Here is a 25,927-nt window from a genome sequence, read left to right on the forward strand (position 1 = left end):
GCGCAGCCTGGTCGAGAACCTGAACTACAGCGCCAAAGCGTTACTGAGGGTATGGCCGAAGCGGTTCACACCACAATCTGCGGCTCTCTACGCCGGGCACCCAGAGATGATCGCGAACTTCGTCTATGCGGGGCGCATGGGCAACGGCCCCGAATCGACGGGTGCGGCTGGCGATTCCATGGCCGTGGCCTACAGCAGGTTACCGGGCGCAACAACTACCGCGCCGTCGGCGAAGGCCTGATCAACACCGGGGTGCCTGGTCGGGTGCCGAATGGTGAAGCTGATCGCCTGGCCCTGTACGAGCGTGCGCTGAAGGTGCTGGCAGTTCATCTGGGCGCAGGGAAGATGGCTCACTTGGCGGTCGCTCTGGATCTCTACGCACGCCGAATTGTGGGCTGGGCGCTGTCAAACAAACCCGATGCCGAGTTGGTGATCAAGGTGTTGGACATGGCTTATCAACAGCGTGGCAGGCCTCAAGGGGGGCTGTTCCACTCGGATCAGGGATCGCCATATGGCAGCCGTCAGTTTCGCCAACGGCTCTGGGGCGTTATGCATGCGCCAGAGCATGAGCCGTCTTGGAAACTGTTGGGATAACGCGCCGATGGAGCGCGTATTTTGCAGTTTGAAAACTGAATGGATACCGAGCCTGGGCTACAGACGGCTCAAGAAGCGCACCGAGATATCAGTCATTACCTGATGCATCGCTATAGCTGGATTCGACCGCACCAGTTCAACGGTGGGCTGGCGCCAGCTCAGGCCGAGAAAAAATTTAACGTCGTGTCCGGGATTAGTTGACCACTACAGTGGGAGCTGCCGGCCTGGAGGAGTGTCGATGGCTGGAAGGAGGGGCGAAGAGGGAGCTACGGATAGTCTTCGGGCCTCGCAGCTGCTGCGGACCCGAAGGGCTTGGAGCCTGCTCAGATGCGGTGGATCTGAGTGATGTGCGGCTTACCGTTAATCGGCGCGTAGATTTCTACGATGGCCTGCCAGCTAGCCGATGAGCCTGGCAGCGATGCTTTCGACAGGTAGCGATAGTTGGTGCCGTTGACGACTTGGCTAGAAACCTCCTCGGGGGTGTAGTTCACACCTACGAATCCGGCCAAGGCTTCTTTGAAGACTTCCTTATCCTTTGGGGTCAATGGATGGTAAGGAGTCCATCCACCAACAAGATGTTCTTGAGCAGTCATGAATTAAATCTCCATATTTAAATTCCTACTCGTCTGGCTTTTCGGAATGCGCCCCGTCTATTGAATGGTTTCCGGAATCCATTTCCTGAATGGTTTTCCGAGCATCCCTACTCCTATTTGCCAGTGAAACCGGGTGCTTGGGAAAACACCGATACGAGCCTACTGCCGGTCCGGGGGAGTGTAGATCAGGAGTCAGGGGGATCAAGGCAGGGAGGCGGGAATCAAAAAGCACAGCCTGGGCCACAACGCTATTGCGGGCTGTCTCAGAAAGAAGTCGCGATTGCCAGCGCCAGCTGCTCGTCAGTCATGTACGGCTCATCATCGATCGAATGGTCATGCTGAACGGCTTGCTCAAATTGAGCTCCACGGATCTCGCCGCCTGCGCCGACGAAGGCAAGTGCCTCAGCCTTGGCGGGCTTGAAGCGCTGTGACGCAAGTGAGGTGAGTCCCGTGGTTCCGAGAATGAGGACGCTCGGAGTCAGTGTCGTAACTACCCAGGTCCTTGCCACTGGGTCGTTGATTGCATATGCCGCAACTTGAGCACGGGTCGACGCCAAGAGCGTGATTACCAGAGCTTTCCAGGCTCAGCATCGTGGTTCAGACCGTCTGAGCACACCGTCCGCGGAGTGGTTGTTGCGATCAATTCAGCCCTGTGCTCGAGGTTCGATGAGGCCCTTAAGAGGGAGGGACGCTGGAGCCGAGACTGTACCTGCCACCCCCGGCTTTCAAAAAGCCCCTTGGGGCAGGGGCTTCTTGCTTATCGGCATCAGCGAATCATCGGCCCATCTGGATGATGGTCTGCATGATAGTGCTCTGGGTGGAGATGGTCTTGGCGTTCGCCTGGTAGTTGCTCTGGGCCTTGATCAGGTTCACCAGCTCGTTGGTCAGGTTGACGTTGGACTCTTCCAGGGCGTTGGATTGGATCGAGCCCAAGGTGCCCGTCCTCGGTGCGTCATAACCCGGGATACCCGAGGCGTAGGTTTCTTTCCACTGGGTGCCGCCGATCGGCTGCAAGCCTTGCTCGTTGGTGAAACTGGCCAGGGAGATCTGGCCGATCGGCTTGGTCTGCTCGTTGCTGAAGTTGGCCAGCATCACGCCGCTGCCGTCGATGGTCAGGTTGGTGATCTGGCCAGTGGAGTAGCCGTTCTGCATAGGCACCGAGCGAGCGGTATCACCCAATACCGAACCGGTCTTGGTCATGTCGATCTTCACCCCGCCTGCCGCTGCCACCGAACCGTTGGGGGTGAAGTTGCCATTGACCACGTTGCCCGGCGTCCAGCTGCCCATGACGATACTGTTGCCACTTACCGTGAACGGGCTGGTGGCCGGCGCGGCTGGCGGCGTCAGGGACTGGAGCTTGCCGGAGGAGTCGAACTTGATGGTGATCGGCGCCTGGTTGGCCATGGTGAAAGGCATGCCATCGGGGTTGCGGCCATCGATCAGGGTATAGGTCTGCCACTCGTTGGGATTGGACGTCTTGATCATGTACTGATCCAGGACGTGCTTGTTGCCCTGGGAGTCATACACCGGGGTGCTGAACTGCTTGGTATAGGTTTCGCTTTTGGTCGGATCGAACACATACGCCGGGGCCGGAGCCGTCGGGTTGACGTTGATCGGATCGGCGCTGGAGTTCAGGTTGATGGTCGAGGAAATCGAATCGGTCGGCTTGGGTGGAAGGTTCGACACATCGATCCGCAGGTCGGTCAACACGCCATTGACGATCTTGCCGTTGGCATCCACGGCATAACCTTGCAGGCGGGCAGTGCCGTCGCTGGTGGTGATGTAGCCTTGCTTGTCGGTCTTGAAGGCACCGGCGCGGGTATAGCTCAGCGAGCCATTGTTGTTCAGCACGAAGAAACCTTGGCCCTGGATGCCCATGTCCAGCACGTTGCCGGTGTTGTTGATATCGCCATTGGTGAACTGCTGGGACACATTGGCCAGGCGCACGCCATTGCCCACCACCTGGGTGCCGCTGCCCAGCTTGGTGGCCGAGTACACGTCGGCGAACTCGGCACGGGAAGACTTGAAGCCGGTGGTGGCGACGTTGGCGATGTTGTTGCCGGTCACGTCCAATTGCTTGTTGGCAGCGTAGAGACCGCTAAGGCCGATGTTGAAAGACATATTCCGCTCCTTGTGTGTCGGTTACGGCAGCGATTGACCGTCCCGGTTCATATGCTTGGATACCGGGGGCTCTATCGAGGCTGACGCTTAAGTCGGGAAGCTATAGGAGACCAGACTCTTTGCGGGCTGAGACTTAGCAACCTGTGTGCCAAGCCTGAGAGTTCCGTAAATCAAGGCCTCCCGGAAAGGAGGGCTGTGGCAAATGCAGAAAAGCGGCAATGGTTTTCCGCGCATTCTTTACAAAGTGGCAACGGCGTTGCCGCTTTATTCAGGGATTGACCAGCATGCATGCCCGAAACAAGTAACCGCCCCGACATTCCTCCTTGCGCAGGAAAGCCAACGATCTCCTGATCGTTACGACCGACTATCCAGCGAGTCTGCGGGTGGCCGTAGAGACGGAGGTTGTCGCGCCCTTGCTGTGGCGATAACGGTGGGCGGGTGGCAGACATCAACGAGGAGATCCATCGAGGCGACCAAGGGTAAACGCCGCACTCGTCCGGGTAACAGCAAGCTGCATTAGACGGCCGGTTTCTCCAGGTTTGTCCAAGGTTCGACGACCTTCGCCTGTGACTGGCTGTCACCAACCCCCTGGAAACCACTGGCGAGCGAGCTTGACTGTCACTCGCAGTGCAACCTGAGCTTCATTGCACTGTGCTTCCTGCTCTTCAGTCGTTGCAGGTCTATGCCAGCGAGGGGTAGCGGAAAGACCTTTCGCATAGGTCTTTTCAAACTCAGGGCTGGCCGCCTTGGCCAGTTGCATCGCCTTGGCGTAGTCAGTTTCGAGGTCATCGGGCAGCGCTTTACAAGCCAGCTTGGCTTGCTGATATCTAACGGCGTACATGTAGCCGTCCGTTGGTGCCTGGTCGTAGTTGTAAGGGGATGGCTGCGCAGCCAGGGTTGGGGCGATGAATAGCGCGCAGAGATACAAGCGTCCGTGCATGGGGCTGATGCCTCGAAAAATCGGCGGATTATACCCAGCTCGTCGGCGCTGCGGATCTCCCTGCACTAGCTCGTTGGAATGCATTGATAAAAGGCGGCGCCGGTTGGCTCATGATGTTGCTCCAGATCTGCGCCATCGCCGTGCGGGTGACAATCCAGTTGCTCGTTTGGAAAGACCATGCCCCTCTGGTAGGTTCGCTCCCAAAGTGGGAGGACCCGATGAAGTACAAGCGTTTTAAGGTAGTGATCCTGTACGTCGGTGCTGGCGCCATGGTCGTACAGGCGGGGCGGCATCTGGCGGGCGGTTTCACTGACCTCGACAATGCAGCGCCTGCCTTGTTCGCCCTGGGCATCGCTTACTACCTGGTCAGGCGCGCAAGATCCTGTGCGGGGTAGCAAGAGGGATGGGGCTATGGCGGCCCTCCTGGCTCAATCCCTTGGGATTGCCACGTAGCCTCGAGCGCCGGCTTGCCATTCACATCCCCAGGCCTGGCCATCTCTCCTTGATAGCGGTTGACCCCATTGGGCACGAGCCACTCCACGAGCCCAATCGGCGCAGGTGCACAGCTCACTGGGCTTGGCTTGGGTCGAGCTCTCAATACCTTGGCTCCTGATGGGCGCAAGCAGGGAGCAGGTGCGTGACGCCACTCAATGCGCATGAAAATGCATGCCGCCATCGACGGGTATCACCGCCCCGGTGATATAGCGAGCCAGGGGCGAGGCGAGGAATGCGACCACCGGGGCAACATCTTGCGGTTCGCCGAAGTAACCGATGGGGATATGACGGGCAATGAATGCCTGCCGGCTGTCTTGCGTTGGGTGCAACCTTTCCAGCACCTGGGCGCTGTTGATTCGGCCGGGGGCGATACAGTTGACCGTGACCCCCTCGGAGGCCACCTCGCATGACAACCCCTTGGCCCAGAGATGCAGGGCGCCTTTGGCGGCGGTAGCGGCGTTCAGCGATCGGGGTTCCATCGAGCCGCTGAGGTTGATGATGCGGCCCCATTGGCGTGCCCGCATTGTTGGCAGTACAGCCTGAGTCAGTCGTCGCGCCGCGGAGAAGTTGAGGGCAAAGGCTTCCTCCCAGTCGTCATCGCAAGCATAAAGCCCGGTGGGGCGGGCGCCGCCAGCGCAATTGACCAGGATGTCGATGCCACCCAAGACCCTGGCGGTTTCGGCAGCGACATGGGCGACATCGCTTGCATTCGTCACATCTGCGCTGAGGACAATCGGCGCGGCAGCCCCCGCGGCTTCGATATGGGCGGCAACCTCTTGCAAGCGATCAGACTGGCGCGCGGTGAGGGCGATGCGTACCCCCTCCCGGGCGAGCACCCGCGCAACGCCAGCCCCGATGCCGTTGCTGGCTCCAGAAATCAGGGCCGTACGGCCTGCCAGATTCAAATCCATGATTTTCTCCTGTGAGAGCGTTCAGCCGCTTCTGTGGCCGGGTGGCCTCTATCCGATCGGCTGAGCGCTTGCGGAGAGTTTATTGATTACCTCAAGGAGATAAACTTGCATCCAGTTGCATGACTTGGAACCAGGAGTTTCGAATGGATTTATTGGACAGCATGCGGGTGTACGTCTTGACGGTAGAGAAGGGCAGCCTGAGTGCCGCCGCCGTTGCCCTGGGTATCTCCGCGGCCATGGCTGGCAAGCACCTGCGCTCCCTCGAGGCACGCCTGGCCATGCAACTGCTCAAGCGGACGACGCGGCGCCAGCATCTGACGAGCTTCGGTGAGGACTACTATCTGCGCTGCAAGGAAATCCTGCGGTTGGTGGCCGAGACCGACGAGCAAGCCCAGCACCAGCATCTGGCGCCCGTGGGCAAGCTGCGGGTCACGGCGCCGGTGACCTTCGCAACAGACGCGTTGATGCCGGTCTTGTCGAGCTACATGGATCGTTATCCCGAGGTCCGGCTCGAGGTGGTGCTCTGCGACCGGGTCACGGACCTGGCGGAGGAGGGCTTCGAGGTAGCCATTCGCATTGGCGCGCTGCCGGAGGATGCGCCGCTGGTGGCCAGGCCCCTGGCCCCCTACCGGCTGATGATGTGCGCCTCTCCGGGCTACCTGGCGCGTCGGGGCATGCCGCGAAGAATGGAGGACTTGCTGCATCACGAATGCCTGTCGTTCAGTCCGACAGCATTCAACGACTGGCCCGGCGCCCGGGAAGAGCTGGCCCACCGAGCGCCATCGGCGCGGCTGCAGGTCAACAACGGCCAGGCGCTGCGTGTCGCTGCCCTGCATGGCCTGGGGATCGTCCTGCAACCTGCGTTCTTGTTGCAGGCGGATGTCCAGGCGGGCCGCCTGGTGCAGCTGTTTCCCGAGCAGAGCCTGCCGGGCCGCCCGGTGCATGCGGTTTACCTGCCGGATCGCTATCACTCGGCCAGGCTGCGCAGCTTCGTGGAGTTCCTTATCGAACAGTTTCCCCCTGAGGCCGGGGAGCCACGCCCTGGCCTCGTCGCTGTTTTATGAAAAGAACGGGCTCAGCTGTTCAGCTTCGCCGCCAGTAGCGCTCGTTCCCGGGTGAGCGGCTTGAGACACAAAGGCTTCAAATGGCTCTGCCCGGGATGCTAGGTTTGTCGCGTTATCGGTCACGGATTGTGTAGGAAAGCGCCATGGAATCCCAAGTTTTTGAGAACAAGCGCATTGGCGCGGAGGAGTTTACCGGTCAGGTGGTCACGGGTATGACCTTCCTGGATTGCGATTTTTCCCGGGTCGACCTGTCGGAAACCCAGTTCATCGATTGCAGTTTCTATGACCCCGAGCGTCAGGTCGGCTGCAACTTTCGCAGCGCCAAGCTCAAGGGCGCCTCGTTCAAGCGCTGTGACCTGACGGTCTGCCTATTCAACTTCGCCAGCGCCCTGGGGTTGGAGATTACCGAGTGCAAGGCCCAGGGCGCCGACTTCAGCAGCGCCAGCTTCATGAACGTGATTTCCAGCAAGTCCTGGTTCTGCAATGCCTATATCAACAAGAGCAACCTGGCCTACGCCAACTTCTCCAAGGTCAACCTCGAGAAGTGCGAGCTGTGGGACAACCGCTGGACCGGTGCCAATGTCACCGGCGCCAGCTTTGCTGGGTCGGACTTGTCCGGTGGCGAGTTCAGCCTCCTGGACTGGCGATCCGCCGATTTCACCGGCTGCGACCTGACCAACTCGCAGTTGGGCGACCTGGATATCCGGCTGGTCAACCTGGACGGAGTCAAGCTCGATCGCGATCAGATGAGCCACCTCGCCGCGCGCCTGGGGATCAACGTGATCGGCTAGCGAGATCTACATCCAGCTAGCTGGCCGGCCAGGTCACTCCTTATGCAAAGGGCGGGCAGGGTTGCCGCAGACGGTGGTGTAGGGCGCTACGCTCTTGGTCACCACAGCCCCCATGCCGACCACGGCGCCCTGACCAATGACGATGGGGCGCTCCGGAGTGCCTTGCTTGATGATCGCCCCTGAGCCGATGTAGGCGTGGTCTTCGATCACCACGGCACCATTGCAATGGACGTTGGGAGCGAAGGTGACAAAGTCACCGATGATGCAGTCATGGGCGACATAGCTGTAGATGTTGGCGTGGAAGAAACGCCCGATCTTGGCGTTCGCCGTCACTATGGAGAAGGGGCACATGATGGCGCCTTCGCCAATTTCATTGCCGGCCAGGTCCTGGGCATTTTCCGCCGAGATGGCAAATGGCGAGGCACCTGCACTGATCAGCCGGTTAGCCAGAGTTTCACGAACCTTGCTGGAGGCGATGGCGATGTTGAAGTAGCGCCGAGCATCCAGGGCCAGGAACTCGTCGAAGGTCAATACGCTGAAACCGTTGACGGTGGAGCCGGCCAGCTGGTCATCGACGAATACCAGGCGTGGCTGTTCTGGGTTGTCTACCTTGTGCAGCTGTTTGATCGCCAGAGGCATTACCTCGCGACCAAAACCTCCAGCTCCACAGATTGCGTAGACGTCCATAGGGTACGGTTCCTCGTTTCGATGTTGTGGTTACGTTGGCCGGCCGCGCAGCCTAACAGATTCACGATATTGAAGGAGGTACCCATCTGCTGGGGCGATCGTTCAGGCAGTTGTGTGTCCACTCCCAACCTTGACCTGCCGGTCCGCTATCCAGAAGATGCCTACCTTCAATCCCAGGCTCAGGAGAGGGCATGCAGGCGCAAGACGGCTACTTCGAAATCACCCCCGAGGATCTGCAAGAGCGCTCCCTGGCGCAACTGGCCGCCAGCCAACCGCTGCCCGTGCATGGCGTGGGCCTGGACCTGAGCGGCCAGGACCTGTCCCGCAGCGACCTGGCCGGTGCCCATTTCGAACGCTGCAGCTTCACTGGTAGCAACCTCACCGCCGCCAACCTGGCCAACAGCCGCTGGACCAGCTGCCGGGCCGGCCAGGCGACCCTGCGCTCGGCGGTGCTCACCGATGCCCGCTTCGAACGCTGCGACCTGAACAACACCCTGTGGCAACGCAGCAAGGTCGCCCATGTGCAGTTCGAGGGCTGCAAGCTCACCGGCGCCAACTTCGCCGATGTCTCGGCCCTGGGCCTGGGCTTCTCCGACTGCTTGCTTAACAGCGCCATGCTGTCCGGTATCTCGTTCTACAAGGCGCAGCTGTATCGCATCGATTTCAGCGAAGCGGACCTGACCTATTGCGACTTTCGCAAGGCCGTGTTCATCGAGGGGGGCAGCCTGTCCCTGGCCAGGGTGAACAATGCCCGTTTCGACGACGCCGACCTGCGTGAAGCCAGCCTGCAGGGCCTGCGGCTGGTGGACGCGAAGCTGTTCAAGGGCGCGATCATCTCCCGTAGCCAGGCCGGCATGCTCCTGGCCGGCCTGGGCCTGACGGTCCTCTGACTCAGGCCCGCCTGGCCTGGTGCAGGTTTTCCAGGACGCCGATGAAGGCCTGCGCCAGGGGGCTGCGCTTCTGGCTGTGGGTCAGGACCAGCAACGGAGCGGTAGCGCCCAGGTCCACCACCGGTCGGTAGCTCACGCCTTTTTTCGCCAGGGTCCGGGTGCAGCTGGGCACCAGGGCGATACCCTGGCCGGCGGCGACCAGGGCGATGATCGAGGTGATCTGGCGCCCGCTGGGCCCCGGCCGCAGGGGCAGGTCGTTACGACGGTACAGCTGCTCGATGGCTTCGTTGAGCCCCGAGCCATAGCCGGCCGGAAACAGGATCAGCGGCGCTTCGCTGAGTTCGGCCAGGGTCACCTCGGCCTGGGCCGCCAGCGGGCTGTCGCTGGCCAGCGCCGCCACCAGCGGCTCGTCCCCCAGGGACAGGGTATGGATCTCGGCCAACTCGTCCGGCGGCCGCATCCGGCTCAGGCCGATGTCGATCCGCCCATCGACGATCTGCGCCCACTGGCTGGCCGAGGCGCCTTCCACCAGCGTCAACTGCACCTCGGGAAAGCGCTGGGCGAAGGCCTGGATCGCCTCGCTGAACAACTCCGACAAGGCGATCGAGCTGGCATATCCCAGGGCCAGTTGCCCAGCGCTGCCGGCGGCCAGCTTGGCGGCCATGGCCTCGGCCAGCGCCATTTGCTCCAGCACCGCCCGGGCATAGGGCAAAAAATGCTGGCCCTGGGCCGTGAGGGTCACGCTGCGGCTGGTGCGATCGAACAAGCGAAACCCCAGCTCGCTCTCCAGCGCCGAGATCTGCCGGGTCAGAGGAGGTTGCGCCAGGTGCAGGCGCAACGCGGCGCGGCCGAAGTGCAGTTCTTCGGCGACGGTCAGAAAGTAACGCAGCCTGCGTAGATCGAGCATCCTGTTCCCTGGGTATTGATCGGTCGGAAATCGGTATTGGTCCTGCTCCAGCGGCGTATTTTATAAAAGCCTTTCGGCACAAAACGAGAGGTTTCATGTCCCCGCTTGCACGCCATGCCCGCCTGGCCCTGTTTCTATGTGGCTGCGCCGCCTTCCTCAACCTGTATGCGACCCAGGGCATCCTCCCGGTGTTCGCCGCGGATTTTGCCGTGAGCGTCAGGGAAGCGGGCTGGAGCATCACCGTCACCACCCTGGCGGTGGCTCTCGGGGCGCCATTCACCAGCCGCCTGACCAGTGCCTGGGATCAACGCCGGGTGATAGTGCTGGCGGCGCTGGCCCTGGCGCTGCCGGCTGGGTTGGTGACCTGCGCTGGCAACCTGGCCCAGTTGCTGCTGTGGCGTTTCGTCGAAGGCCTGCTGATTCCCCTGGTCTTCGCCACCAGCGTTGCCTACATCGGCGACCGCTGGCGCGGCGGCCTGGTCACCGAGGTCACCAGCCTGTATGTGGCCGGCACCGTGCTCGGCGGGTTCGCCGGGCGCTTGCTCACCGGTGTCGCGACCCAGTACCTGGGCTGGCGCGAGGCCTTCGCGCTGTTGGCGGGCCTGAGCCTGCTGCTCGGCCTGGCCATCCACTGGCTGTTGCCGGCCAATCCGCCGGCGGCCGAGCGCCATCTTGCCGAGCGCCGTGGCAGCTGGCGCCCACTCTGCGGCAAGCCCTTGCTGGCGTCCTATGCCGTGGGGTTCTGCGTGTTGTTCGCGCAAGTCGCCACCTTCACCTACGCCGGGCTCTACCTTGGGCTGCCGCCATTCGAGTTGGGACCGGCGGCCCTGGGCGCGCTCTATGGTGTGTTCCTGCTGGCGCTGGTGGTGATCCCGCTCGCCGGGCGCCTGAGCAAGTCCCGGCCCCAGGCCGAGCTGTTGCTGGTGGCGGCGTCGCTGGGTGTCTGCGGCTCGGCCCTGAGCCTGTTGTCGTCATTGTGGCTGATGGTGCTGGGCCTGGCCCTGAGCTCCACCGGGGTGTTCCTGGCCCAGGCGGCGGCCAATGCCTTCATCAGCGCCAGCGCCGGGCCGGACAAGGCCAGGGCGGTGGGGCTGTACCTGACCTGCTACTACCTGGGCGGCAGCGCTGGCGCCGTGCTTCCGGCAGCACTCTGGAACCGCTGGGGCTGGCCGGGCTGCGTGGCGTTGATCCTGGTGTCCCAGGTGCTGGCCCCGCTGATCGGCTGGCACGGTTGGCGCGCGCCGCGGCCACGCCAGCAACTGGCCCCTCCAAGGACTACCTGAGATGAGCCTGAGCGATTGGCCGCTGCGCCAGAGCCAAGTGTTGAAATTCGTCGAGCCGTTGCTCAACGACATGCCCGCCAGTGCCTGCAAGCATGCGCTGTTCGAGGGATTCTGGAACCAGCGGCGCGGCCTGCTGGCCATCGAGGATGCCTGCTTGAAGCTGGTCGAATACCCGGGGCTGGGGCTGGCAGCCGTCGACGCCTGCACCGAGGCCATGGCGATCGCCTCCGACGAGCCCGCCGCCCGCAACCTGTTCGCCCGGTACCTGCAGCGCCGCTCCCGGGCCATGTTCGATCGCGCCCGGGCATTGTCCGCTGACTCTTCCCCCAACCCATCCGGCCACCCCCATGAATGACCAGAACCCCGCGATTCCCGCTGTAGCCTCCGCCAGCGCTGCCCAGGTGCGGCGCCGCTCGCTGCTGGCCGGTTGCAGCGCCCATGCCGTGCACGATGGCCTCACCGATGTGATCTATGTCCTGTTGCCGGTGTGGCAGGCCCAGTTCGCCATGAGCTATGCCCAGGTCGGCCTCTTGCGCGGGGTCTATGCCGGGATGATGGCCGGCGTCCAACTGTTGGCCAGCCGCGCGGCCGGGCGCTGGGGGCGCGAGCGCCTGCTGGTGGCAGGAACCGCGCTGGCCGGCCTGGCCTATCTGCTGGCCGGGCAGGCGACCGGCCTGGGCGTGCTGTTCCTGGCGCTGTTGCTGGGCGGCCTGGGGGCCAGTACCCAGCACCCGCTGGCCTCCTCGCTGATCACCGATACCCATGAGGCCGGCGGCGGGGTCAAGGAGGCCCTGGCGCAATACAACTTCGCCGGCGATATCGGCAAGACCCTGGTCCCCGGCGTGGTGGGCCTGTTGCTGGCGCTGGTCAGCTGGCGCGCCAGCGTGACCCTGGTGGGCCTGCTGGGGTTGGCCGCGGCGTTGCTGCTGTGGTGGTTGCTCCCGTCCCGGGCCAGCACTTGGGCCCTGCGCGACAAGGCGCCCACGGTCCTCAGCGGCCAGGGTTCGGCCGCTGGCCTGTGGGCGCTGATCGTCACCGGCACCCTGGACAGTGCGGTGCGCATGGGCTTCTTGACCTTCCTGCCGTTCCTGCTCAAGGCCAAGGGGGCCGGCAGCGCCGGAATCGGCCTGGCCCTGACCCTGCTGTTCATCGGCGGCGCGTTCGGCAAGCTGTTCTGCGGTTACCTGGGGGCACGCATCGGCATGATGCAGACCGTCTGGCTGACCGAATCCAGCACGGCGTGCCTGATCGTCCTGGCGGTGTTCCTGCCCTATGGCGCCCTGATGGTGGCGCTGCCGCTGCTGGGCCTGGTACTCAACGGCACGTCGTCGGTGCTGTATGGCGCAGTGCCGGACCTGGCGCGGGCCGGCAAGCGCGAGCAGGCATTCTCGCTGTTCTACACCGGCACCATCGGCGGCGGCGCGTTGGCCCCGATGTTGGCCGGACTGCTCAGCGATGTCGCCGGCGTGGCGCCGGCGGTGATGGTCCTGGCGGCGCTCCTGCTGCTGACGTTGCCCCTGTCCTGGCAGGTGCAGCGCGGGCTGTCAGCTGAAGCTGGCACGCCATGAACGAAGGCTCGAGGACGGGAAGAGACCAGGGCATGGCGCGGCTGGCGTAGTGTTCCTGCACTGTTTTTCACACAGATTTACAGCGGCCGGAACAGCACCGCGCTAGCCTGGACACTCGCAGGCCACCAGCCAGGAGAGGAGTGTGGTCACGCAATGACAACCCCGATGGATGACCCTGATGAGCCTGTTTGCAACGACTATTGACCACTACTGGCAATCCTGCTTGCGCGCCCCTGAAGGCTTGCGCGAGGACGGCGGCTTCAGCGTGCGGGTCGATCCCGGGCTGGCAGACCCATCGCGCCTGATGCTGCTGCGCACTCCCGGCGGCAGCCAGGCAGTGTTGACCCCGGGCTTGGCGCAGATCCTCGGCCTGGCCGAGGGGCCGGTGGATACCGAGGCCGCCTTCCTGGCCCGCCTGGAGCAGGCCGGTATCCGCCTCAACGGCGCCGACCATGTGTTCTATTACCCCCGGCAACGTCACGCCGAGCTGTTGCGCGATACGGCCCTGGGCGATACCCGGGCATTGTCGGCAGCGGACGAGCAGCGGTTCGCCCGCTTCCAGTCCAGTGCCAGCGCAGAGGACCTGGACAATGCCTATGTCGAACTGGATCACTGGGCGGTGTTCGGCGCTTTCGAGCAGGACCGGCTGGTGGCGGCGGCGAGCATGTATGCCTGGGACGGGTCGCCACTGGCCGATCTGGGCGTGCTGACCCTGGAGGCGTTTCGCGGCCGGGGCCATGCCCGCAGGCTGGTGCGGGCGATCTGTCGGCATGCCCTGGCGCAGGGCCAGGAGCCGCAGTACCGCTGCCAGGTCGACAACCTGGCCTCGGTGGCGCTGGCTCGGGCCGCGGGGCTGGAGCTGTTCGGCCAGTGGCGGGTGATCCACCCCGATTGCGAGATCTGACGGCTCAGCGGTACAGGCGGGCGCGGCCCGGGCCGGGGATATCCTCCCGGGAGTCCGGGCCGTGCCGGTTCAGGCGCCCACCATCCACTTGGCCAGGCCGTGGCGGCCACTGACCCCGAGCTTGGCGGCGGCGCGCTTGAGGTAGGTCTCGATGGAGCTGTTCTTCACGCTCAGGCGCTGGGCCATCTCAGGCACGGTGCCGCCGGTGAGCAGCCCCAGGCAGACTTCTTTTTCCCGGGCCGAGAGGGTGATGTCGCCCAGCGACAGGCGTTCGTCGAACTCGCGCTGCAATGGCGACTGCTCCTGGTTGTCCCGGGGGCGGCTGGTCCAACTGCGCAGGTTCTTCAGGGCCTGCTGGCGATGCATCTGGGCATGGCGTTCCAGCAGCGGCAGCAGGGTCGAGGACAGGCTCTTGAGGAACGACAGCTCGGCCAGGGAAAATCCACTCTGGGTCGATTCGCGGTAGAGCGCGATCACGCAGCGGCGGTTGGCCTTGCGTGACACCAGGTGGCACTGGTGCGGGGTATTGCGCGCTTGCCGGGCATGGACCTGGGCGTTGATCTGGATCAGCAGCGAATCGTCCATTTCCAGCATTTTGTGCAGCAGCGGTTCTTGGCGCCGGGCGGCTTCCGGCAGTTGTTCCGGCTGTCCGGCACGTCCCAGCAGGGTGATTTCCTCGGCGCGGGTCTGGCGCTCGTCGAGGGTCCATTCACTGAGCACCAGGTGATCGGCCGGCACCAGTTTGTTCACCAGCTCGAGCATGTTCGCAGCGAACTGGCCCTGGCCGGTGTTGGAGATCAACTGCCCCAGTTCCAAGTAGAAATTCGGTGTTTCCAGGTTGGCGATACTGCTGGTCAGACTCATATCCCTATCATCCTTGATCAAGGCAAATCGCTGATCGAAGCCTTGAAACCTTATTACGACGGCACACCGCAGCAGGTCCTCCATGAACCCGATCCGGTCAGATGCGTCTGATTTAAGCCTAAGCATTTGCTTCGCGTCTGTAAGGGTAAACCGGGACAGGAAACCCCGGGCCGGGCTCGCCAAGCCCCGGCGCCGGTCCCTGGCCAGTGCTCCGCAGACCCGTGGACACGGGACTGCAGCAAGTTGCAACGGACTTCGGCGACAGGTTTTGCAAAGAGTTCGGGGCTGGACTGGCGCGTCAGGAACCTCAGGTACGGATGGTCAATTTCCTACAGCTAATTCAGCTGATCCGTAAACCATCGCCAACCTCTCGACAGCCGCCAGGGCCGCGCCCCGGCGGTCGGCAGCCGGTGGGCTGTCCGGGTTCGGGGTGACATGCCGCCCAGGGGCTGGCGCTTGAATCTCGCTCGCCGCAGGCCGTCATGAACGCCGCTGACCGCCGGACAACGGGAGCTCTGGCTCGACCAGCTCAGCCGTGGCGACTCGCTCTTCATGACCGCGCTCGCCTGTTCGACGCTGATCGGGGGTGGTTTTCAGGGCCGTCCCGGCGCACTTGGGGCCGATCCAGGCCCTGGTCCGCGATTGACGCCAGGCGACGCGGCGCCGGTGCACAAGACCGGTGCCGCGCGGGCCTTTACTCGGCGTTGGCGGCGACCGGCGCGGCGGCTTCCTGGGGCGAGTACATCCAGCGCAGCAGCGAGTGCCGGCCGCTGATGCCCAGCTTGATCGCCGCGCGCTTGAGGTAGCTCTCGACGGTGTTGACCTTGAGCTGGCACTGCTCGGCCAGCTGTGGCGCGGTGCGCCCGGCCAGCAGGCCGACGCAGACTTCCATCTCGCGGTTGGACAGGCTCAGGCCGGACTGCGCCAGGCGGTCGGCGAAGCGCAGGCGCAGGGTCTGCAGGCCCTCGATGGCGGTGTTGTCCTGCTCGCCGTCCTGGCCGCGGGGCTGCAGGGCACTGATGTGCTTTTCCACCATGGGCAGCAGCAGTGGCGAGAAGTCTTCGAGCAGCAGGCGTTCCTGGGGCGAGAAGCTGCGGGCCTGGTTGCTGCGGTACACCGAGAGCACGTACTGGTAGGCATCCTTGCGGACGGTCAGGTGCAGCTGCGCCGGGTCCTTGCCGGGGCCACGGCGCCGCAGGAGGGCGGGGCCGGACTCGGCGCTCTGCTCGGGAAAGGCCGCGCGCAGCAGCGGATCGTCGTTGGCCGGCTTGTCGTGCAGGGGGTGGCGGTGGTGCACGGCACTGCGCCGATGACCTTCGCTGGCCTGTTCCGGATCTGCCCGCAGCTGGGTGATGTGGGTGGCGTCCACCGGCAACTGGGTGAGGATCAGGTCGTGCAGCATGCGTGGAAAACGCCGGCTGCCGGTACTGGCGATGACCTTGCCGATATGGGGGAACAGTGCTTGTGAGTTCATCATTTCATCCATGAATGTGAAGTGTGGAAAGGTTGCCTTATAGCAACGGGTTTGGTCGACTGCCTGTTTAACTCCTGTTTCATGCAGATCGACCAAAGGGCGCTTCGTATCCTAGTACAGGGATTAAGTGGCTGTTTGATGAAGTTGCGCAAAAATCTGCGATCTAGAGCGCCGCACTGCCAGCAAGGCGCCGGCTGGCGGGCGGATCGCGGCTTTTTGCCGGGGTAAAATTTTTTTCGATCGGGCCTTGCCGGCACAAGAGTCGTGCTCGTCCTGGCGTTTTGTCAGCCACGTCCGCTGGCGAGGCTGGCCGGCTTGATGACCCTCACGGGATCAGCCGATGAGTGCGCTGCTGGCGCTACCGCGCCAGCGCCTGGAGCGCGAGGCTGTGCCGCCGTCGATTGGGGGGCGGGCTAGTGGGTTTTTTTCTCGCAGTTGATCATCCATGACACGCCGAATTTATCTTCGAGCATGCCGAAACGCTCGGCCCAGAAGGTTTCCTCCAGGGGCATGCGGACGCTGCCTTGCTGGAGCAGGGCATTGAATACCCGTTCGGCTTCGGCGGCGTTGTCGATGTTCAGCGCGATCGAGCAACCCCGGATGCCGGCGTAGGGCAGGTCCGGGGTGCTGTCCGAGGCCATCAGCACCTGGTCGCCGACATTGAGCCGGGTATGCATGATGAGGGCGTGGCAGTTGGCCGGCAATTGGTCGCGGGCCGGGCTCTCGCCGAAGGTCAGCATCATTTCCAGGGTGCCGTTCAGGCACTGGGCATAGAAGGTGAAGGCGGCCCGGCAATCGCCGTTGAATACCAGGTAGGGATTGATCTTCATCGCGTACTTTCCTTGTGCGGCCAGGGCGGACCCTGGAGAAACCGACAGCCTTGTCGGCATCGGTGGACACTGCATAGCAAAGCGTCGAACGAGCAGGCGCGAGCGGTTTTTTTAGACGCTTTTCCTATGGTTCGCCCAGGACTTATAGCCGGCCGTCCGAGGACGGCCGGCCTCACTACAGGCGGGGCTGTTCCTGGGGCAGGCCGAGCAACTGGTGCAGGGTATTGATCAGCGCCTGCTGGCGCAGGCGGTCTTCCTGGTGCCGGGCCTCGGCGCTGGCGACATCGGCCTGGCAATGCGGGCAGGTGGTCTCATGGGCATGGATGTACTGCAAGCAGGCGCGGCACAGGGCCAGGCGCGGCGGGACGCGTCCTTCCTCGGGGGACGCGTGGCCCTGGTTGGCCCAGGCCAGCTTGATCACCTGGCCACTGTCGCTGACGCTGGAGACCGTTTCGCCGCTGTCGATGCGTTCGGTGATCAGGTCGAAGCGACCCACGGAGAACGAGGCCGGACCTGCGTCCTCAAGCTTGACGATGCGTTCGCGCAGGCCCTTTTTCTCCAGGTCCAGGGTCCGGTAGTGGCAGTAGGGGTTGTTGCCCGGCTTGCCCAGCAGCGAGTGCGAGGTCCAGGTGCAACCACCCCGGCAGACATCGTTGTAGTAGCAGGTGCGGCAGTAGCCCCAGAGATCGTCCACCGAGCGCAGCCGGCCGAAATGGATGCCTTCGCTGTAGTGCCAGATGTCGTGCAGGTTCATGGTGCGCACGTTGCCGCCGGAGAAGCCCACGGTGGCCAGGGACGGGCAGCCCTTGACCGTGCCGTCGGCCTCCAGGGCCAGCACCGTCTGCCCGGCGGCGCAACCGCTCCAGTGCACGCGCTCGTCGCCGAAGCCGCGCCACAGGTGTTCGTAGGGGCCGTAGTAGCCGATGTTGTTGCCGACGTTCATCAGCAGCCCGCGTTCGCTGCCTTCGCGGTACAGCCGGGCCAGCAGCGGCATGACGTCCAGCAACTGGTAGGGCTGCAACAGCAGCTCGGGGTGATCCACGGCGTTGCCCATGGCCACGGTCAGCTGGATCTGCCAGTGGCTGGCGCCGGCCTCGATGATCAGCTCCATCAGGGCCGGCAGATCGGGCAGGGTGGCGGCGCCGATCTGGGTGTTGACGCTGACCTTGAGCCCGGCCTGCCTGGCCCGGTGCAGGGTGTCCAGGGCCTTGGCGAAGGAGCCGGGAACGTTGCGCACCGCGTCATGCAGCGGCGCCAGCCCGTCCAGGGATACGCCGACGCCATCGAGCCCGGCGTCTATCGCCGCCTGCATCTTGGCCGGGGTCAGGTTGCGCCCGCCGGTCTGGATCGCCACGTACATGCCATGGTCGTGGATGGCCTGGATCAGTCGGGTCCAGTCCTTGCGCAAATAGGCTTCGCCACCGATCAGGGTGACTTCCCGGGTGCCCAGGGCGGCCAGGGCGTCGATCACTTCCAGGCACTCGCCGGTGTTCAACTCGCCGGGGCGCCGGTGGCCGGCCCGGGAGCCACAGTGCAGGCACTTGAGGTCGCAGGCGAGGGTGATTTCCCAGACCACGTGTACGGGCACGTAGCGCTTGATATCGCTTTCGCTGAGGTAGCGGGCGGGGAGACGGTCTGACATGAAAGATCCTTGCGCACCCAGCGGTGCGCTGCACCAACCCGTGGAAATAGGCGCGCCTTCCTTGAGCGACGATGGCGCGGTCGGTTGTCCCGCGGCCCGGGGCCGGCCGTGCTGGACCGGTCCCGGAAGCCGGGTTCAGCGTTGTTCCAGGCGGTTGATCTCTACCTGCAACTGCTGCACGGCCTTGCTCAGCCGCTCACCGTTGGCCACCTGCTGCTCGGCCTGGACCACCAGGGCCTTGAGCCGGGCCAGGTCGCCGCTGGCCTGGGCCTGCTGCAACGCCACGGCATACAGCGGATGGGGGTGCAGGTGCGCATGCTCGGCGGCATTGCCTGTCCGGCCCTGGGGCTCGACCTGCGCTGCCTGTTCCACCGGGGCCGGGCTGACGGCGGCGTGTTGCACCACATGCCAGTGGCCCAGGTAGTTGTAGCGATAGCTGGCGAAACCACTGGCCCAGTCCAGGCCGAGAATGCCCTGCAGGTGGAAGGTTTCGGCGGTCTGGCTACCCGGGCCGCTGGGGTTGCCCGCGAGGTTGAGCACCAGGTGTCCCTCGCTGGATTGGTCGAGCTTGATCTGCGAGTAGTTGCCCCAGACGTCGGCGCTGAAGCGCACCGGCGGCGACGTGCTCTGGGTCACCTGGGCCAGGCCGGAGACGGTTTTCTGCACGGTGTTGACCAGCAGGTCGAGGGTCAGGATCGGTGCGCCGACCACGGGGTTGGTGATGATCAGGCGGGTATGGAACAGTCCAGTTGTCATGCTGCTACTCCTTGGCGTGATGGATGCGTCGAAGTGCGCCGGGCCCGGAGCTCAGCGTCGCTCCTGCCTGGCGATCTCGGACTTGGCGGCGTCCAGCGCGGTACGGATCAGCGGCAGCTGCTCCAGTTGCTGGGTCGCCAACCGGTGCAGGCTCTTCATCTGCGCCAGGTCGCCGCTGGCGATGGCGCCGTGGATCGGGGCCGCGTACAGCGCCGCCATTGGGGGCAGCGGATGCTGGGCATGGCCGTGGGGCTGGGGCCGGGACAGGCTGCTGGACTGGATGTTGTTCTCCAGGTAGGCCGGTACGTTGTTCACCGTCGACCAGCCATGGCCGTTGTAGAACTGGTAGTTGGCGACGCCTTGCTTCCAGTCGTCGTCGACCACCAGTTGCAGCTTGAAGGTGATGATCGAGTTTGCGCCCGGACCACCCTGGTTGCCGGCGACGCTGAGGAGGATCTTGGTGCTGGACGTCACGGTCAGGTAGGTGTACTGGCCCCAGTCGTCGGTTTGCAGGTCCAGCGGCGGACTGCCCGCCTGGGTGATCGACGAGCTGCCACGCAGACTTTGCTCGGCGGTATAGGCCAGCAGGTTGAGTTGCAGGTTCGGTGCCCCGGGTTGCGAGGTGCCGATGCGATAGCTCAGCGGGAACAGGCTGTCTTGTGCGTTGGAACCGGACATTTGCTTTGCCTCCATTCGGTGACAGGGGAACAGCGGTCAGTGCCGTTCCAGGCGGGCGACTTCCTTGGCCAGTTGTTCGTAGGCGGCACGCAGTTCCGCAGGTTCGGCCTGGTTGTTGTCGCGCTTGGCCAGCAGGGCTTTCATCTGCGGCAGCTTGCCTTCGGAGATCGCCGATTGGATCGCTACCCCATAGGGGGGAATCACATGGTGTGGTGCATTGCTCATGACGTGTGCCTTCCGTGGTGATCAGGGGAAATGCTGCGGTACTCGGCAGCTTTTGCAGTTAAGCAGCGCCGTTGGAAAAGGCCGGCTAATGTCACACGGATTCCAGGGGTTTCCGACCGGTGGAATCATGGGGGATGAACGGTTATTCACTGAGCGGGCTGGTGATTCCAAAGAGCGATAGAAACGATTGCCCGGGGCGATAGCGCGGGTGTTTTGTAGCCGCTGTCGAGCCTGCGCACGAGCGTGCAGCGGCCCAGAGGCGGACGGCGCGGTGTGTCAGGCCGAACCGGGCGCCAGTCGTTGCCACTGGTGCCGAGCCGTGCGCAGCCTAAAGGGGCGGGTGGTCGAGGAACTGCCGGAGTCGTTGTACACCGTCTTGCAGGCGTTGTGGATCTATGGCGTGGCACCAGCGCAGCCAGCCGTTTGCTTCCGGACCGAAGGCGTTGCCGGGTGCCAGGCCGAGGCCAACCCGGTTCACCAACTGACGGGCCAGAACCATGGAGTCCGGATGTCCCTCGATGCGAAAGAACACATACATGGCACCGCCGGCATCGGGCAACTCTATCGCGTCGATGGACTTGAGCTGGTCCACCAGCAACGTTCGGGTGCGAGCCAGCCGCTGACGCAACACCGCCACTTCGTTCTCTCCGTCGAGCAGGGCGGTCATAGCGGCTCTTTGGATCGGCTCCAACACGCAGGAACTATTGAATTCGATCAATTTGGCCAGATCGTCCATCAGCTCCGGGGGGGCTACCAGCCAGCCGATGCGCCAGCCGGTCATCGACCAAGCCTTGGAGAAGCTATTGATCGAGAGGATGCGGTCTCCCGCAACGTAATGCCTGAGAAAAGACGGTGCCGATGTGTTCGAGAGATCGTAGAGCAGGCGCTCATAGACATCGTCACAGAGGATCCAGATCCCATGCTGGCGGCAGTGGTGCAGGATCGACGCGATCTCGTCCTCGCGGATGGTCCAGCCTGTTGGATTGTTCGGTGAGTTGAGCAGAAGCATCCGGGTATCGCTCGACAGCGTTTGTAGCAACCGCTCCACATCCAGGCTCCACTTGCCATCGATCACCGATAGTGCAAAGCGACTGACCCTTGCGCCAAGAATCGCCGGGATCTCGGTCAGGTTGGGCCATAGCGGAGTAATCGCGACCACATGGTCGCCCGGCTCCAGCAGCAACTGTGCCGCCAGCATGACCCCGGAGACCCCGGAGGGCGTCACCGCCACGCGGTCCATCCCGATCGGCGTGTCGTGTAACTGGCTCAGGTACTCGGCTATGCCATGGCGCAGGTAAGGCCGCCCAAGGTTCTGGGTGTAGCGGGTTTCCCCGTGGCTGATCGACTCCATGGCGGCATGCCGGATAAAACGTGCGGTGGGTTGGTCGGACTCGCCGAACCAGAACGGCAGTACGTCCTCGCGGCCCATGGCCGCGTTTGCCAGCTCTCTGATGGGCGATGCCGTCAGCGCCTGGACGGTATGGCGGGGAAGCAGTTGCCGAGCATGGGGCGAACGATTCCGGGTATCAAAGGACATGATGGAGCTCCTCTTCAGGGTTCAGGCGGGTTGGCGTCGTGCAGGACGTGGTGAGGTGCCGATGAAGACCCGAGCCCGATCTGATGTCGGGCAGTGGAAGAAGGTCTGGGGCGGCGCCACCTCGACGATGCGCCCGTGCTCCATGAAGACCACGCGGTCTGCTACCTGGTGGGCGAAGGACATCTCGTGGGTGACGATCAACAGGGTGACTCCGGTCTTGGCGATGTCCTGGATGACTTCCAGGACTTCCTCGACCATTTCCGGGTCCAGGGCCGAGGTCGGTTCGTCGAACAACAGCAGGTTCGGTTTCATGGCCAGGGCGCGCGCGATGGCTACGCGCTGTTGTTGTCCGCCAGAGAGCTGGCTGGGTCGCTTGTGCTGGTGCTCCTTGAGCCCCACCCGTTCGAGCAACGCTTCGGCGCGAGCCGTGGCATCGGCCCATGACAATCCGCGAACCCGCACCGGGGCCAGGGCCACATTGCGCAATGCGCTCATGTGCGGGAACAGGTTGAACTGTTGGAACACCATGCCGACTTCGGCACGTACCCGGGCCAGGTTACCGGCGCTAGCAACCCTGATGCCGTCTACCTCGATAGTTCCTGCGTCATATTCCTCAAGCAGGTTGATGCAGCGTACCAAGGTGGATTTGCCGGAGCCGGAAGGTCCGATCAGGGCGATCACTTCGCCACGCCGGACCTCCAGATTGATGTCGTCCAGGGCCTTGAACTGCCCATAGTGCTTTTGCAAGTGTCGGATGCAAATCAACGGTGGCTCGGCTGGTGTTGGGGTGCGAGTGTCCATCAGCGTTCTCCGTTGTGTTTCTGTTTCGCCTCGATGACGCTGACTATCCGTACCAGCGGCAGCAGTAGCAGCAGGTACAAGAGTGCGGCGCCGATCAGGGGCGAGGGGTTGGCAAAGTAGGCCTGGGCCTGGGTCGCTTGCTTGAGTAGGTCGGGCATGGCTACGACGGAAGCCAGGGCGGTGTCCTTGACCAGGCTGATGGCGATGCCCGTGCCCGGAGGAATGGTGACCTTGATGGCCTGGGGCAGGACGATGTCGGCCATCATTCGCCACCAGGAAAAGCCCAGAGCCTTGGCGGCTTCGACCTGTCCAGCTGGCACGGCCTCTATACCGGCGCGCAAGGTCTCGGCGATGTAGGCGCAGGCCACTAGCGACAAAGCCGTGGTCGCGGCCCAGAAGGGTGAAAGGCGCAGACCGATGAACGGCAAGGCGTAGTAGATGATCACCAGCAGGACCAGCAACGGTATTGCCCGTAGCAGGTCGATCAGGATGATGGCCACATATCGGATTGGCCGCACCGCATACAGGCGCATCACCACCAGTATCAGGCCCAGCAGCGAGGCCAGCAGCAGGCTGGTGAAGCCCAGCAGGATGGTCAACTTGAAGCCGCTCAACAGCGACTCGATGGAGCTGGCCAGTATGTGTGAATTGAAGAAGGTTTCGATCAAGCCCATGGGGGTTCTCCTTGCCCGGTTCCGTGTCCGCATTGTCCTGGCCGCCAGACGACGACTTGGCTTTGGCAGGCGTGCAATGGGGTTCGTCAGTGGCCCGGAATGGGTTCGATCTTGGCCGTGCTGGAGTGCGCTTGGGCTTGGGTGTTGAACCATTTGCGATAGATGCCTGCCAGGCTGCCATCGGTCTTCATGCGGCTGATTTCCTGATTCAACTGGCTCAGCAACGGGCTGTTCCTGGGTAGCATCAGGGCGTTCTTGTCGCCGGTGGCGACCTGGTGAATGATCGTGAACTGCGGTTTGTCCTTGATGTACCAAGCGGTGATAGGGCAGTCGTTGACGGTGGCGCTGGTACGCCCCGAGGCCAGGTCCATCATCGGATCGATATTGCCGTCGTAGCGGCGGATCTCATTAAAACCCTGCTCCTTCTGGGCCTTGCTCGCCCAGATTTCCCCGACAGTGCCGGTAATTACACCCACATCCTTTCCTGCGAGTTGGCTGACGTCCCGGATAGTGCCCTTGGCAAGTGTTGTCACGCACTGGTTGGAGTCGATGAAGGGTTGGGTGAAGGTGACGTTTTCCAGGCGCTTGGCAGTGATGGTGATGCCGCCGATGGCAATATCCACCCGACCGGACTGCACGGAGGCGAAGAGCATATTGAACGGCATCGAGGAAAACTCGACGTTCTTGTTCAAGCGTTGGGCCAAGGCCTCGACCACTTCCACTTCAAACCCGGTCAGCACGCCGCTGCTGTCTTCGAACTCATAGGGCGGGTTGGCTTGGTTGACCGCCACCTGGAGGCTGGCGGCGTGGCAGGTCAGAGAGCAAAAGGTGATAACCAGGGCAGTCAAGGGCACGATCCGGATCTTGTTCATTGTTGTTCTCCAGAAGCTGGCGATTGGTTGGGTGATGCCAAGCTAGCAACGCTCCGGGGATGCTCGTAATCCCCCCGCGGGGGGATGGTGGAACCCCGGGGACTCGCCCTAAGTTGCTGCAACGTAGCCGGCGCTGGTGCCGGCGTGCTGCACGTCCGGCGGACAAGGTGAGGAAGATGAATATGGATCTGACAGGTAAACGAGCCCTGGTAACCGCTGCGGGGCAGGGCATCGGACGGGCCACGGCGCTGGCCTTCGAGCAGGCAGGTGCTGAGGTGATTGCGGTCGACATCGACGCCGTTGCGTTATCGGCTTTCGATGGCGTTTGTGCAGTGCAATGCGACTTGACCTCGCGTTTGCAAATCCAGCGCCTGGTGGCCGAGGTGGGGCATGTCGACGTGCTCTTCAACTGTGCCGGGATCGTCCATGGTGGAACGGTACTGCAGTGCAGCGAGCAGGACTGGGAGCAGGCTTTTGCCCTCAACGTCACCTCAATGTTCCGCTTGATTCGGGCGTTCCTGCCTTCGATGGTCGAGGCGGGCTACGGCAACCTGATCAACATGTCGTCGGTGGCCTCGAGCATCAAGGGGGTCAGTGGGCGATTCGCTTATAGCGCCAGCAAGGCGGCAGTGATCGGCCTGACCCGCTCCATTGCCGCTGATTACGTCAAGCAGGGCATCCGTTGCAATGCCATCTGCCCCGGAACGGTCGACTCACCTTCGCTGCGCGAGCGGATCCGGATGCAGGCCGAGCAGTCAGGACGGTCCACGGAGCAGGTGTATGACGAGTTTGTCGCCAGGCAGCCCCTGGGCCGGCTCGGCAGTGCTGCGGAGATCGCCCAGCTGGCGCTGTATCTGGCCAGCGATGCCAGCGCCTTCGTCACCGGTACGACCCAGATCATCGATGGTGGTTGGAGCAACTGAACAGTAAGGAGTACAGGTTATGAAACTGGTTCGTTTTGGTGAGAAGGGCTTCGAGCAGCCGGGAATTCTCGATGCCCAGGGGCGCATTCGCGACCTCGGTGCGGTTGTCCCTGATGTAGCTGGGCAGACATTGACTCCCGAAGGTCTTGCCCGCTTGCGAGCATTGGAACCCGAATCCCTGCCGCTGGTGGCTGACACCGTGCGCCTGGGGCCCTGTGTCGGCGCCGTGGGCAAGTTCATCTGCATCGGTTTGAACTATGCCGATCATGCTAGGGAGACGGGAGCCACCATTCCCGCGGAGCCGGTTATCTTCGGCAAGTGGACCAGCGCCATCGTCGGGCCCAACGATGAGGTGCAGATTCCCCTCGGGTCGCAAAAAACCGATTGGGAGGTGGAGTTGGGAGTGGTCATCGGCAAGCCCGGTCGCTACATCAGCGAGCAAGCCGCTCTGGAGCATGTGGCTGGTTACTGTGTTATCAACGATGTATCCGAGCGGGAGTTCCAGATCGAGCGTGGCGGCACCTGGGACAAGGGCAAAGGTTGCGACACCTTTGGCCCCATCGGTCCCTGGTTGGTCACTGCAGATGAGGTTGCCGATCCCCACGAACTCGACCTCTGGCTGGAAGTCGATGGGCGACGCTACCAGGACGGTAATACGCGAACCATGATCTTTTCCGTGCCCTACCTGATCAGCTATGTCAGCCGATTCATGAGCCTGCAATCCGGCGATATCATTTCCACTGGCACGCCCCCTGGTGTCGGCATGGGACAAAAGCCCGAACCGGTGTATTTGCGCCCGGGCCAGCGAATACACCTGGGCATTCAAGGGCTTGGCGAACAGCAACAGCGTACTGTCGCAGCCAGCGGTACAGCAGGCGACGAATAGCCTTGGAACTTGGCGGG

28 protein-coding genes and 2 pseudogenes are annotated in these 25,927 nt (G+C 63.2%); 12 read left to right on the top strand and 18 right to left on the bottom strand.

The genetic code is table 11. From position 1 onward, the window contains the following. Both H7A76_RS32235 and H7A76_RS29275 read left to right on the top strand, forming a co-directional pair. Positions 1 to 241 (top strand): annotated as a pseudogene (locus tag H7A76_RS32235) (hypothetical protein); the annotation flags it as partial. Between the two features lie 84 nt (positions 242 to 325). Next, a pseudogene (locus H7A76_RS29275) lies at positions 326 to 795 on the top strand (DDE-type integrase/transposase/recombinase); the annotation flags it as partial. Between the two features lie 122 nt (positions 796 to 917). Here H7A76_RS29275 and H7A76_RS29280 read toward each other — a convergent pair. From H7A76_RS29280 to H7A76_RS29295, 4 genes are all read right to left on the bottom strand, one after another. Further along, entirely contained in the window at positions 918 to 1,187 is a 270-nt protein-coding gene (locus H7A76_RS29280; RefSeq protein WP_185701728.1) for a hypothetical protein, read from the bottom strand. A 263-nt stretch (positions 1,188 to 1,450) separates the two neighbouring features. Then, positions 1,451 to 1,696: a DUF2388 domain-containing protein gene (locus H7A76_RS29285; RefSeq protein WP_312026274.1), complete on the bottom strand. Its 246-nt coding sequence runs from the start codon at positions 1,694 to 1,696 to the stop codon at positions 1,451 to 1,453. 265 nt (positions 1,697 to 1,961) lie between these two features. Continuing rightward, on the bottom strand, positions 1,962 to 3,308 hold the full coding sequence (gene flgE / locus H7A76_RS29290; RefSeq protein WP_185701729.1) for a flagellar hook protein FlgE: 1,347 nt from the start codon (positions 3,306 to 3,308) through the stop codon (positions 1,962 to 1,964). A 577-nt stretch (positions 3,309 to 3,885) separates the two neighbouring features. Beyond that, the gene (locus H7A76_RS29295; RefSeq protein WP_185701730.1) at positions 3,886 to 4,248 is read right to left on the bottom strand and encodes a hypothetical protein; all 363 of its coding nucleotides are present in this window, start codon (positions 4,246 to 4,248) and stop codon (positions 3,886 to 3,888) included. A gap of 218 nt (positions 4,249 to 4,466) precedes the next feature. Here H7A76_RS29295 and H7A76_RS29300 point away from each other — a divergent pair, with 218 nt between their 5' ends. Beyond that, a complete protein-coding gene (locus H7A76_RS29300; RefSeq protein WP_185701731.1) occupies positions 4,467 to 4,643 on the top strand; it encodes a hypothetical protein in 177 nt (58 codons plus the stop codon). A gap of 252 nt (positions 4,644 to 4,895) precedes the next feature. Here the strand turns inward: H7A76_RS29300 and H7A76_RS29305 are convergent, their stop codons facing one another. Then, the gene (locus H7A76_RS29305) at positions 4,896 to 5,654 is read right to left on the bottom strand and encodes an SDR family NAD(P)-dependent oxidoreductase (protein WP_185701732.1); all 759 of its coding nucleotides are present in this window, start codon (positions 5,652 to 5,654) and stop codon (positions 4,896 to 4,898) included. Between the two features lie 143 nt (positions 5,655 to 5,797). Here H7A76_RS29305 and H7A76_RS29310 point away from each other — a divergent pair, with 143 nt between their 5' ends. Both H7A76_RS29310 and H7A76_RS29315 read left to right on the top strand, forming a co-directional pair. After that, positions 5,798 to 6,718: a LysR family transcriptional regulator gene (locus H7A76_RS29310; protein ID WP_185701733.1), complete on the top strand. Its 921-nt coding sequence runs from the start codon at positions 5,798 to 5,800 to the stop codon at positions 6,716 to 6,718. Positions 6,719 to 6,861: 143 nt separating this feature from the next. Continuing rightward, positions 6,862 to 7,509 (top strand): Qnr family pentapeptide repeat protein, encoded by a 648-nt coding sequence (locus H7A76_RS29315; RefSeq protein WP_185701734.1) that lies wholly within the window; start codon positions 6,862 to 6,864, stop codon positions 7,507 to 7,509. A 33-nt stretch (positions 7,510 to 7,542) separates the two neighbouring features. Here H7A76_RS29315 and H7A76_RS29320 read toward each other — a convergent pair whose 3' ends face one another. Then, positions 7,543 to 8,196, bottom strand: a complete 654-nt coding sequence (locus tag H7A76_RS29320; RefSeq protein ID WP_185701735.1) for an acetyltransferase — start codon at positions 8,194 to 8,196, stop codon at positions 7,543 to 7,545. Positions 8,197 to 8,387: 191 nt separating this feature from the next. Between H7A76_RS29320 and H7A76_RS29325 the strand changes: the two genes are divergently transcribed. Then, positions 8,388 to 9,086 carry a pentapeptide repeat-containing protein gene (locus H7A76_RS29325; protein WP_185701736.1) on the top strand — a complete coding sequence of 233 codons (699 nt, stop codon included), beginning with the start codon at positions 8,388 to 8,390 and terminating at the stop codon, positions 9,084 to 9,086. Position 9,087: 1 nt separating this feature from the next. Here the strand turns inward: H7A76_RS29325 and H7A76_RS29330 are convergent, their stop codons facing one another. Continuing rightward, positions 9,088 to 9,993 (bottom strand): LysR family transcriptional regulator, encoded by a 906-nt coding sequence (locus H7A76_RS29330; protein ID WP_185701737.1) that lies wholly within the window; start codon positions 9,991 to 9,993, stop codon positions 9,088 to 9,090. A 95-nt stretch (positions 9,994 to 10,088) separates the two neighbouring features. On the opposite strand from H7A76_RS29330, the gene H7A76_RS29335 reads away from it, so the two are divergent. From H7A76_RS29335 to H7A76_RS29350, 4 genes are all read left to right on the top strand, one after another. Continuing rightward, positions 10,089 to 11,276 (top strand): MFS transporter, encoded by a 1,188-nt coding sequence (locus H7A76_RS29335; RefSeq protein WP_185701738.1) that lies wholly within the window; start codon positions 10,089 to 10,091, stop codon positions 11,274 to 11,276. Between the two features lies 1 nt (position 11,277). Then, complete coding sequence (locus H7A76_RS29340; protein ID WP_185701739.1) at positions 11,278 to 11,631, top strand: hypothetical protein; 354 nt, start codon at positions 11,278 to 11,280, stop codon at positions 11,629 to 11,631. Next, on the top strand, positions 11,624 to 12,844 hold the full coding sequence (locus H7A76_RS29345) for an MFS transporter (RefSeq protein WP_185701740.1): 1,221 nt from the start codon (positions 11,624 to 11,626) through the stop codon (positions 12,842 to 12,844). The genes H7A76_RS29340 and H7A76_RS29345 overlap by 8 nt, the downstream gene beginning before the upstream one ends. Positions 12,845 to 13,022: 178 nt before the next feature. Continuing rightward, positions 13,023 to 13,748, top strand: coding sequence for a GNAT family N-acetyltransferase (locus H7A76_RS29350; RefSeq protein ID WP_185701741.1), 726 nt, complete (start codon positions 13,023 to 13,025; stop codon positions 13,746 to 13,748). A 69-nt stretch (positions 13,749 to 13,817) separates the two neighbouring features. Here H7A76_RS29350 and H7A76_RS29355 read toward each other — a convergent pair whose 3' ends face one another. The 11 genes from H7A76_RS29355 to H7A76_RS29405 all read right to left on the bottom strand — a co-directional run bounded on the left by H7A76_RS29355 (position 13,818) and on the right by H7A76_RS29405 (position 24,101). Further along, a complete protein-coding gene (locus H7A76_RS29355; RefSeq protein ID WP_185701742.1) occupies positions 13,818 to 14,612 on the bottom strand; it encodes a helix-turn-helix transcriptional regulator in 795 nt (264 codons plus the stop codon). A 694-nt stretch (positions 14,613 to 15,306) separates the two neighbouring features. Next, a complete protein-coding gene (locus H7A76_RS29360; protein ID WP_185701743.1) occupies positions 15,307 to 16,086 on the bottom strand; it encodes a helix-turn-helix transcriptional regulator in 780 nt (259 codons plus the stop codon). Positions 16,087 to 16,499: 413 nt separating this feature from the next. Further along, on the bottom strand, positions 16,500 to 16,916 hold the full coding sequence (locus tag H7A76_RS29365) for a VOC family protein (RefSeq protein WP_185701744.1): 417 nt from the start codon (positions 16,914 to 16,916) through the stop codon (positions 16,500 to 16,502). 175 nt (positions 16,917 to 17,091) lie between these two features. Continuing rightward, complete coding sequence (locus H7A76_RS29370; RefSeq protein ID WP_185701745.1) at positions 17,092 to 18,558, bottom strand: GDL motif peptide-associated radical SAM/SPASM maturase; 1,467 nt, start codon at positions 18,556 to 18,558, stop codon at positions 17,092 to 17,094. 135 nt (positions 18,559 to 18,693) lie between these two features. Next, positions 18,694 to 19,314, bottom strand: a complete 621-nt coding sequence (locus H7A76_RS29375; protein ID WP_185701746.1) for a DUF1842 domain-containing protein — start codon at positions 19,312 to 19,314, stop codon at positions 18,694 to 18,696. 51 nt (positions 19,315 to 19,365) lie between these two features. Then, the gene (locus tag H7A76_RS29380) at positions 19,366 to 19,992 is read right to left on the bottom strand and encodes a DUF1842 domain-containing protein (RefSeq protein ID WP_185701747.1); all 627 of its coding nucleotides are present in this window, start codon (positions 19,990 to 19,992) and stop codon (positions 19,366 to 19,368) included. A 36-nt stretch (positions 19,993 to 20,028) separates the two neighbouring features. Next, positions 20,029 to 20,217 carry a DUF1843 domain-containing protein gene (locus tag H7A76_RS29385; RefSeq protein WP_185701748.1) on the bottom strand — a complete coding sequence of 63 codons (189 nt, stop codon included), beginning with the start codon at positions 20,215 to 20,217 and terminating at the stop codon, positions 20,029 to 20,031. A 328-nt stretch (positions 20,218 to 20,545) separates the two neighbouring features. Next, positions 20,546 to 21,754, bottom strand: a complete 1,209-nt coding sequence (locus H7A76_RS29390; RefSeq protein WP_185701749.1) for a pyridoxal phosphate-dependent aminotransferase — start codon at positions 21,752 to 21,754, stop codon at positions 20,546 to 20,548. Between the two features lie 21 nt (positions 21,755 to 21,775). Next, complete coding sequence (locus H7A76_RS29395) at positions 21,776 to 22,555, bottom strand: amino acid ABC transporter ATP-binding protein (protein WP_185701750.1); 780 nt, start codon at positions 22,553 to 22,555, stop codon at positions 21,776 to 21,778. After that, on the bottom strand, positions 22,555 to 23,229 hold the full coding sequence (locus tag H7A76_RS29400) for an amino acid ABC transporter permease (protein WP_185701751.1): 675 nt from the start codon (positions 23,227 to 23,229) through the stop codon (positions 22,555 to 22,557). Before H7A76_RS29400 ends, H7A76_RS29395 begins: the two co-directional genes overlap by 1 nt. A gap of 86 nt (positions 23,230 to 23,315) precedes the next feature. After that, the gene (locus H7A76_RS29405; RefSeq protein ID WP_185701752.1) at positions 23,316 to 24,101 is read right to left on the bottom strand and encodes a transporter substrate-binding domain-containing protein; all 786 of its coding nucleotides are present in this window, start codon (positions 24,099 to 24,101) and stop codon (positions 23,316 to 23,318) included. 182 nt (positions 24,102 to 24,283) lie between these two features. Between H7A76_RS29405 and H7A76_RS29410 the strand changes: the two genes are divergently transcribed. Together H7A76_RS29410 and H7A76_RS29415 are read left to right on the top strand one after the other, a co-directional pair. Continuing rightward, positions 24,284 to 25,024, top strand: a complete 741-nt coding sequence (locus H7A76_RS29410) for an SDR family oxidoreductase (RefSeq protein ID WP_185701777.1) — start codon at positions 24,284 to 24,286, stop codon at positions 25,022 to 25,024. A 19-nt stretch (positions 25,025 to 25,043) separates the two neighbouring features. Further along, positions 25,044 to 25,910: a fumarylacetoacetate hydrolase family protein gene (locus H7A76_RS29415; RefSeq protein ID WP_185701753.1), complete on the top strand. Its 867-nt coding sequence runs from the start codon at positions 25,044 to 25,046 to the stop codon at positions 25,908 to 25,910. The last annotated feature ends 17 nt before the right edge of the window (positions 25,911 to 25,927 follow it).

The organism is Pseudomonas sp. MSSRFD41 (genome assembly GCF_014230245.1).
GTDB classification, from domain to species: Bacteria; Pseudomonadota; Gammaproteobacteria; order Pseudomonadales; family Pseudomonadaceae; genus Aquipseudomonas; species Aquipseudomonas piscis.

Bases quoted from the DNA above. Each gene is read 5' to 3' on its own strand.
- H7A76_RS29330 (WP_185701737.1), bottom strand. From the start codon at position 9,993: ATGCTCGATCTACGCAGGCTGCGTTACTTTCTGACCGTCGCCGAAGAA.
- H7A76_RS29360 (WP_185701743.1), bottom strand. From the start codon at position 16,086: ATGAACTCACAAGCACTGTTCCCCCATATCGGCAAGGTCATCGCCAGT.
- H7A76_RS29300 (WP_185701731.1), top strand. From the start codon at position 4,467: ATGAAGTACAAGCGTTTTAAGGTAGTGATCCTGTACGTCGGTGCTGGC.
- H7A76_RS29325 (WP_185701736.1), top strand. From the start codon at position 8,388: ATGCAGGCGCAAGACGGCTACTTCGAAATCACCCCCGAGGATCTGCAA.
- H7A76_RS29280 (WP_185701728.1), bottom strand. From the start codon at position 1,187: ATGACTGCTCAAGAACATCTTGTTGGTGGATGGACTCCTTACCATCCA.
- H7A76_RS29405 (WP_185701752.1), bottom strand. From the start codon at position 24,101: ATGAACAAGATCCGGATCGTGCCCTTGACTGCCCTGGTTATCACCTTT.
- H7A76_RS29375 (WP_185701746.1), bottom strand. From the start codon at position 19,314: ATGACAACTGGACTGTTCCATACCCGCCTGATCATCACCAACCCCGTG.
- H7A76_RS29340 (WP_185701739.1), top strand. From the start codon at position 11,278: ATGAGCCTGAGCGATTGGCCGCTGCGCCAGAGCCAAGTGTTGAAATTC.
- H7A76_RS29305 (WP_185701732.1), bottom strand. From the start codon at position 5,654: ATGGATTTGAATCTGGCAGGCCGTACGGCCCTGATTTCTGGAGCCAGC.
- H7A76_RS29350 (WP_185701741.1), top strand. From the start codon at position 13,023: ATGAGCCTGTTTGCAACGACTATTGACCACTACTGGCAATCCTGCTTG.
- H7A76_RS29380 (WP_185701747.1), bottom strand. From the start codon at position 19,992: ATGTCCGGTTCCAACGCACAAGACAGCCTGTTCCCGCTGAGCTATCGC.
- H7A76_RS29410 (WP_185701777.1), top strand. From the start codon at position 24,284: ATGGATCTGACAGGTAAACGAGCCCTGGTAACCGCTGCGGGGCAGGGC.
- H7A76_RS29315 (WP_185701734.1), top strand. From the start codon at position 6,862: ATGGAATCCCAAGTTTTTGAGAACAAGCGCATTGGCGCGGAGGAGTTT.
- H7A76_RS29415 (WP_185701753.1), top strand. From the start codon at position 25,044: ATGAAACTGGTTCGTTTTGGTGAGAAGGGCTTCGAGCAGCCGGGAATT.
- H7A76_RS29345 (WP_185701740.1), top strand. From the start codon at position 11,624: ATGAATGACCAGAACCCCGCGATTCCCGCTGTAGCCTCCGCCAGCGCT.
- H7A76_RS29390 (WP_185701749.1), bottom strand. From the start codon at position 21,754: ATGTCCTTTGATACCCGGAATCGTTCGCCCCATGCTCGGCAACTGCTT.
- H7A76_RS29310 (WP_185701733.1), top strand. From the start codon at position 5,798: ATGGATTTATTGGACAGCATGCGGGTGTACGTCTTGACGGTAGAGAAG.
- H7A76_RS29400 (WP_185701751.1), bottom strand. From the start codon at position 23,229: ATGGGCTTGATCGAAACCTTCTTCAATTCACACATACTGGCCAGCTCC.
- flgE (WP_185701729.1), bottom strand. From the start codon at position 3,308: ATGTCTTTCAACATCGGCCTTAGCGGTCTCTACGCTGCCAACAAGCAA.
- H7A76_RS29335 (WP_185701738.1), top strand. From the start codon at position 10,089: ATGTCCCCGCTTGCACGCCATGCCCGCCTGGCCCTGTTTCTATGTGGC.
- H7A76_RS29320 (WP_185701735.1), bottom strand. From the start codon at position 8,196: ATGGACGTCTACGCAATCTGTGGAGCTGGAGGTTTTGGTCGCGAGGTA.
- H7A76_RS29370 (WP_185701745.1), bottom strand. From the start codon at position 18,558: ATGTCAGACCGTCTCCCCGCCCGCTACCTCAGCGAAAGCGATATCAAG.
- H7A76_RS29365 (WP_185701744.1), bottom strand. From the start codon at position 16,916: ATGAAGATCAATCCCTACCTGGTATTCAACGGCGATTGCCGGGCCGCC.
- H7A76_RS29385 (WP_185701748.1), bottom strand. From the start codon at position 20,217: ATGAGCAATGCACCACACCATGTGATTCCCCCCTATGGGGTAGCGATC.
- H7A76_RS29295 (WP_185701730.1), bottom strand. From the start codon at position 4,248: ATGCACGGACGCTTGTATCTCTGCGCGCTATTCATCGCCCCAACCCTG.
- H7A76_RS29395 (WP_185701750.1), bottom strand. From the start codon at position 22,555: ATGGACACTCGCACCCCAACACCAGCCGAGCCACCGTTGATTTGCATC.
- H7A76_RS29355 (WP_185701742.1), bottom strand. From the start codon at position 14,612: ATGAGTCTGACCAGCAGTATCGCCAACCTGGAAACACCGAATTTCTAC.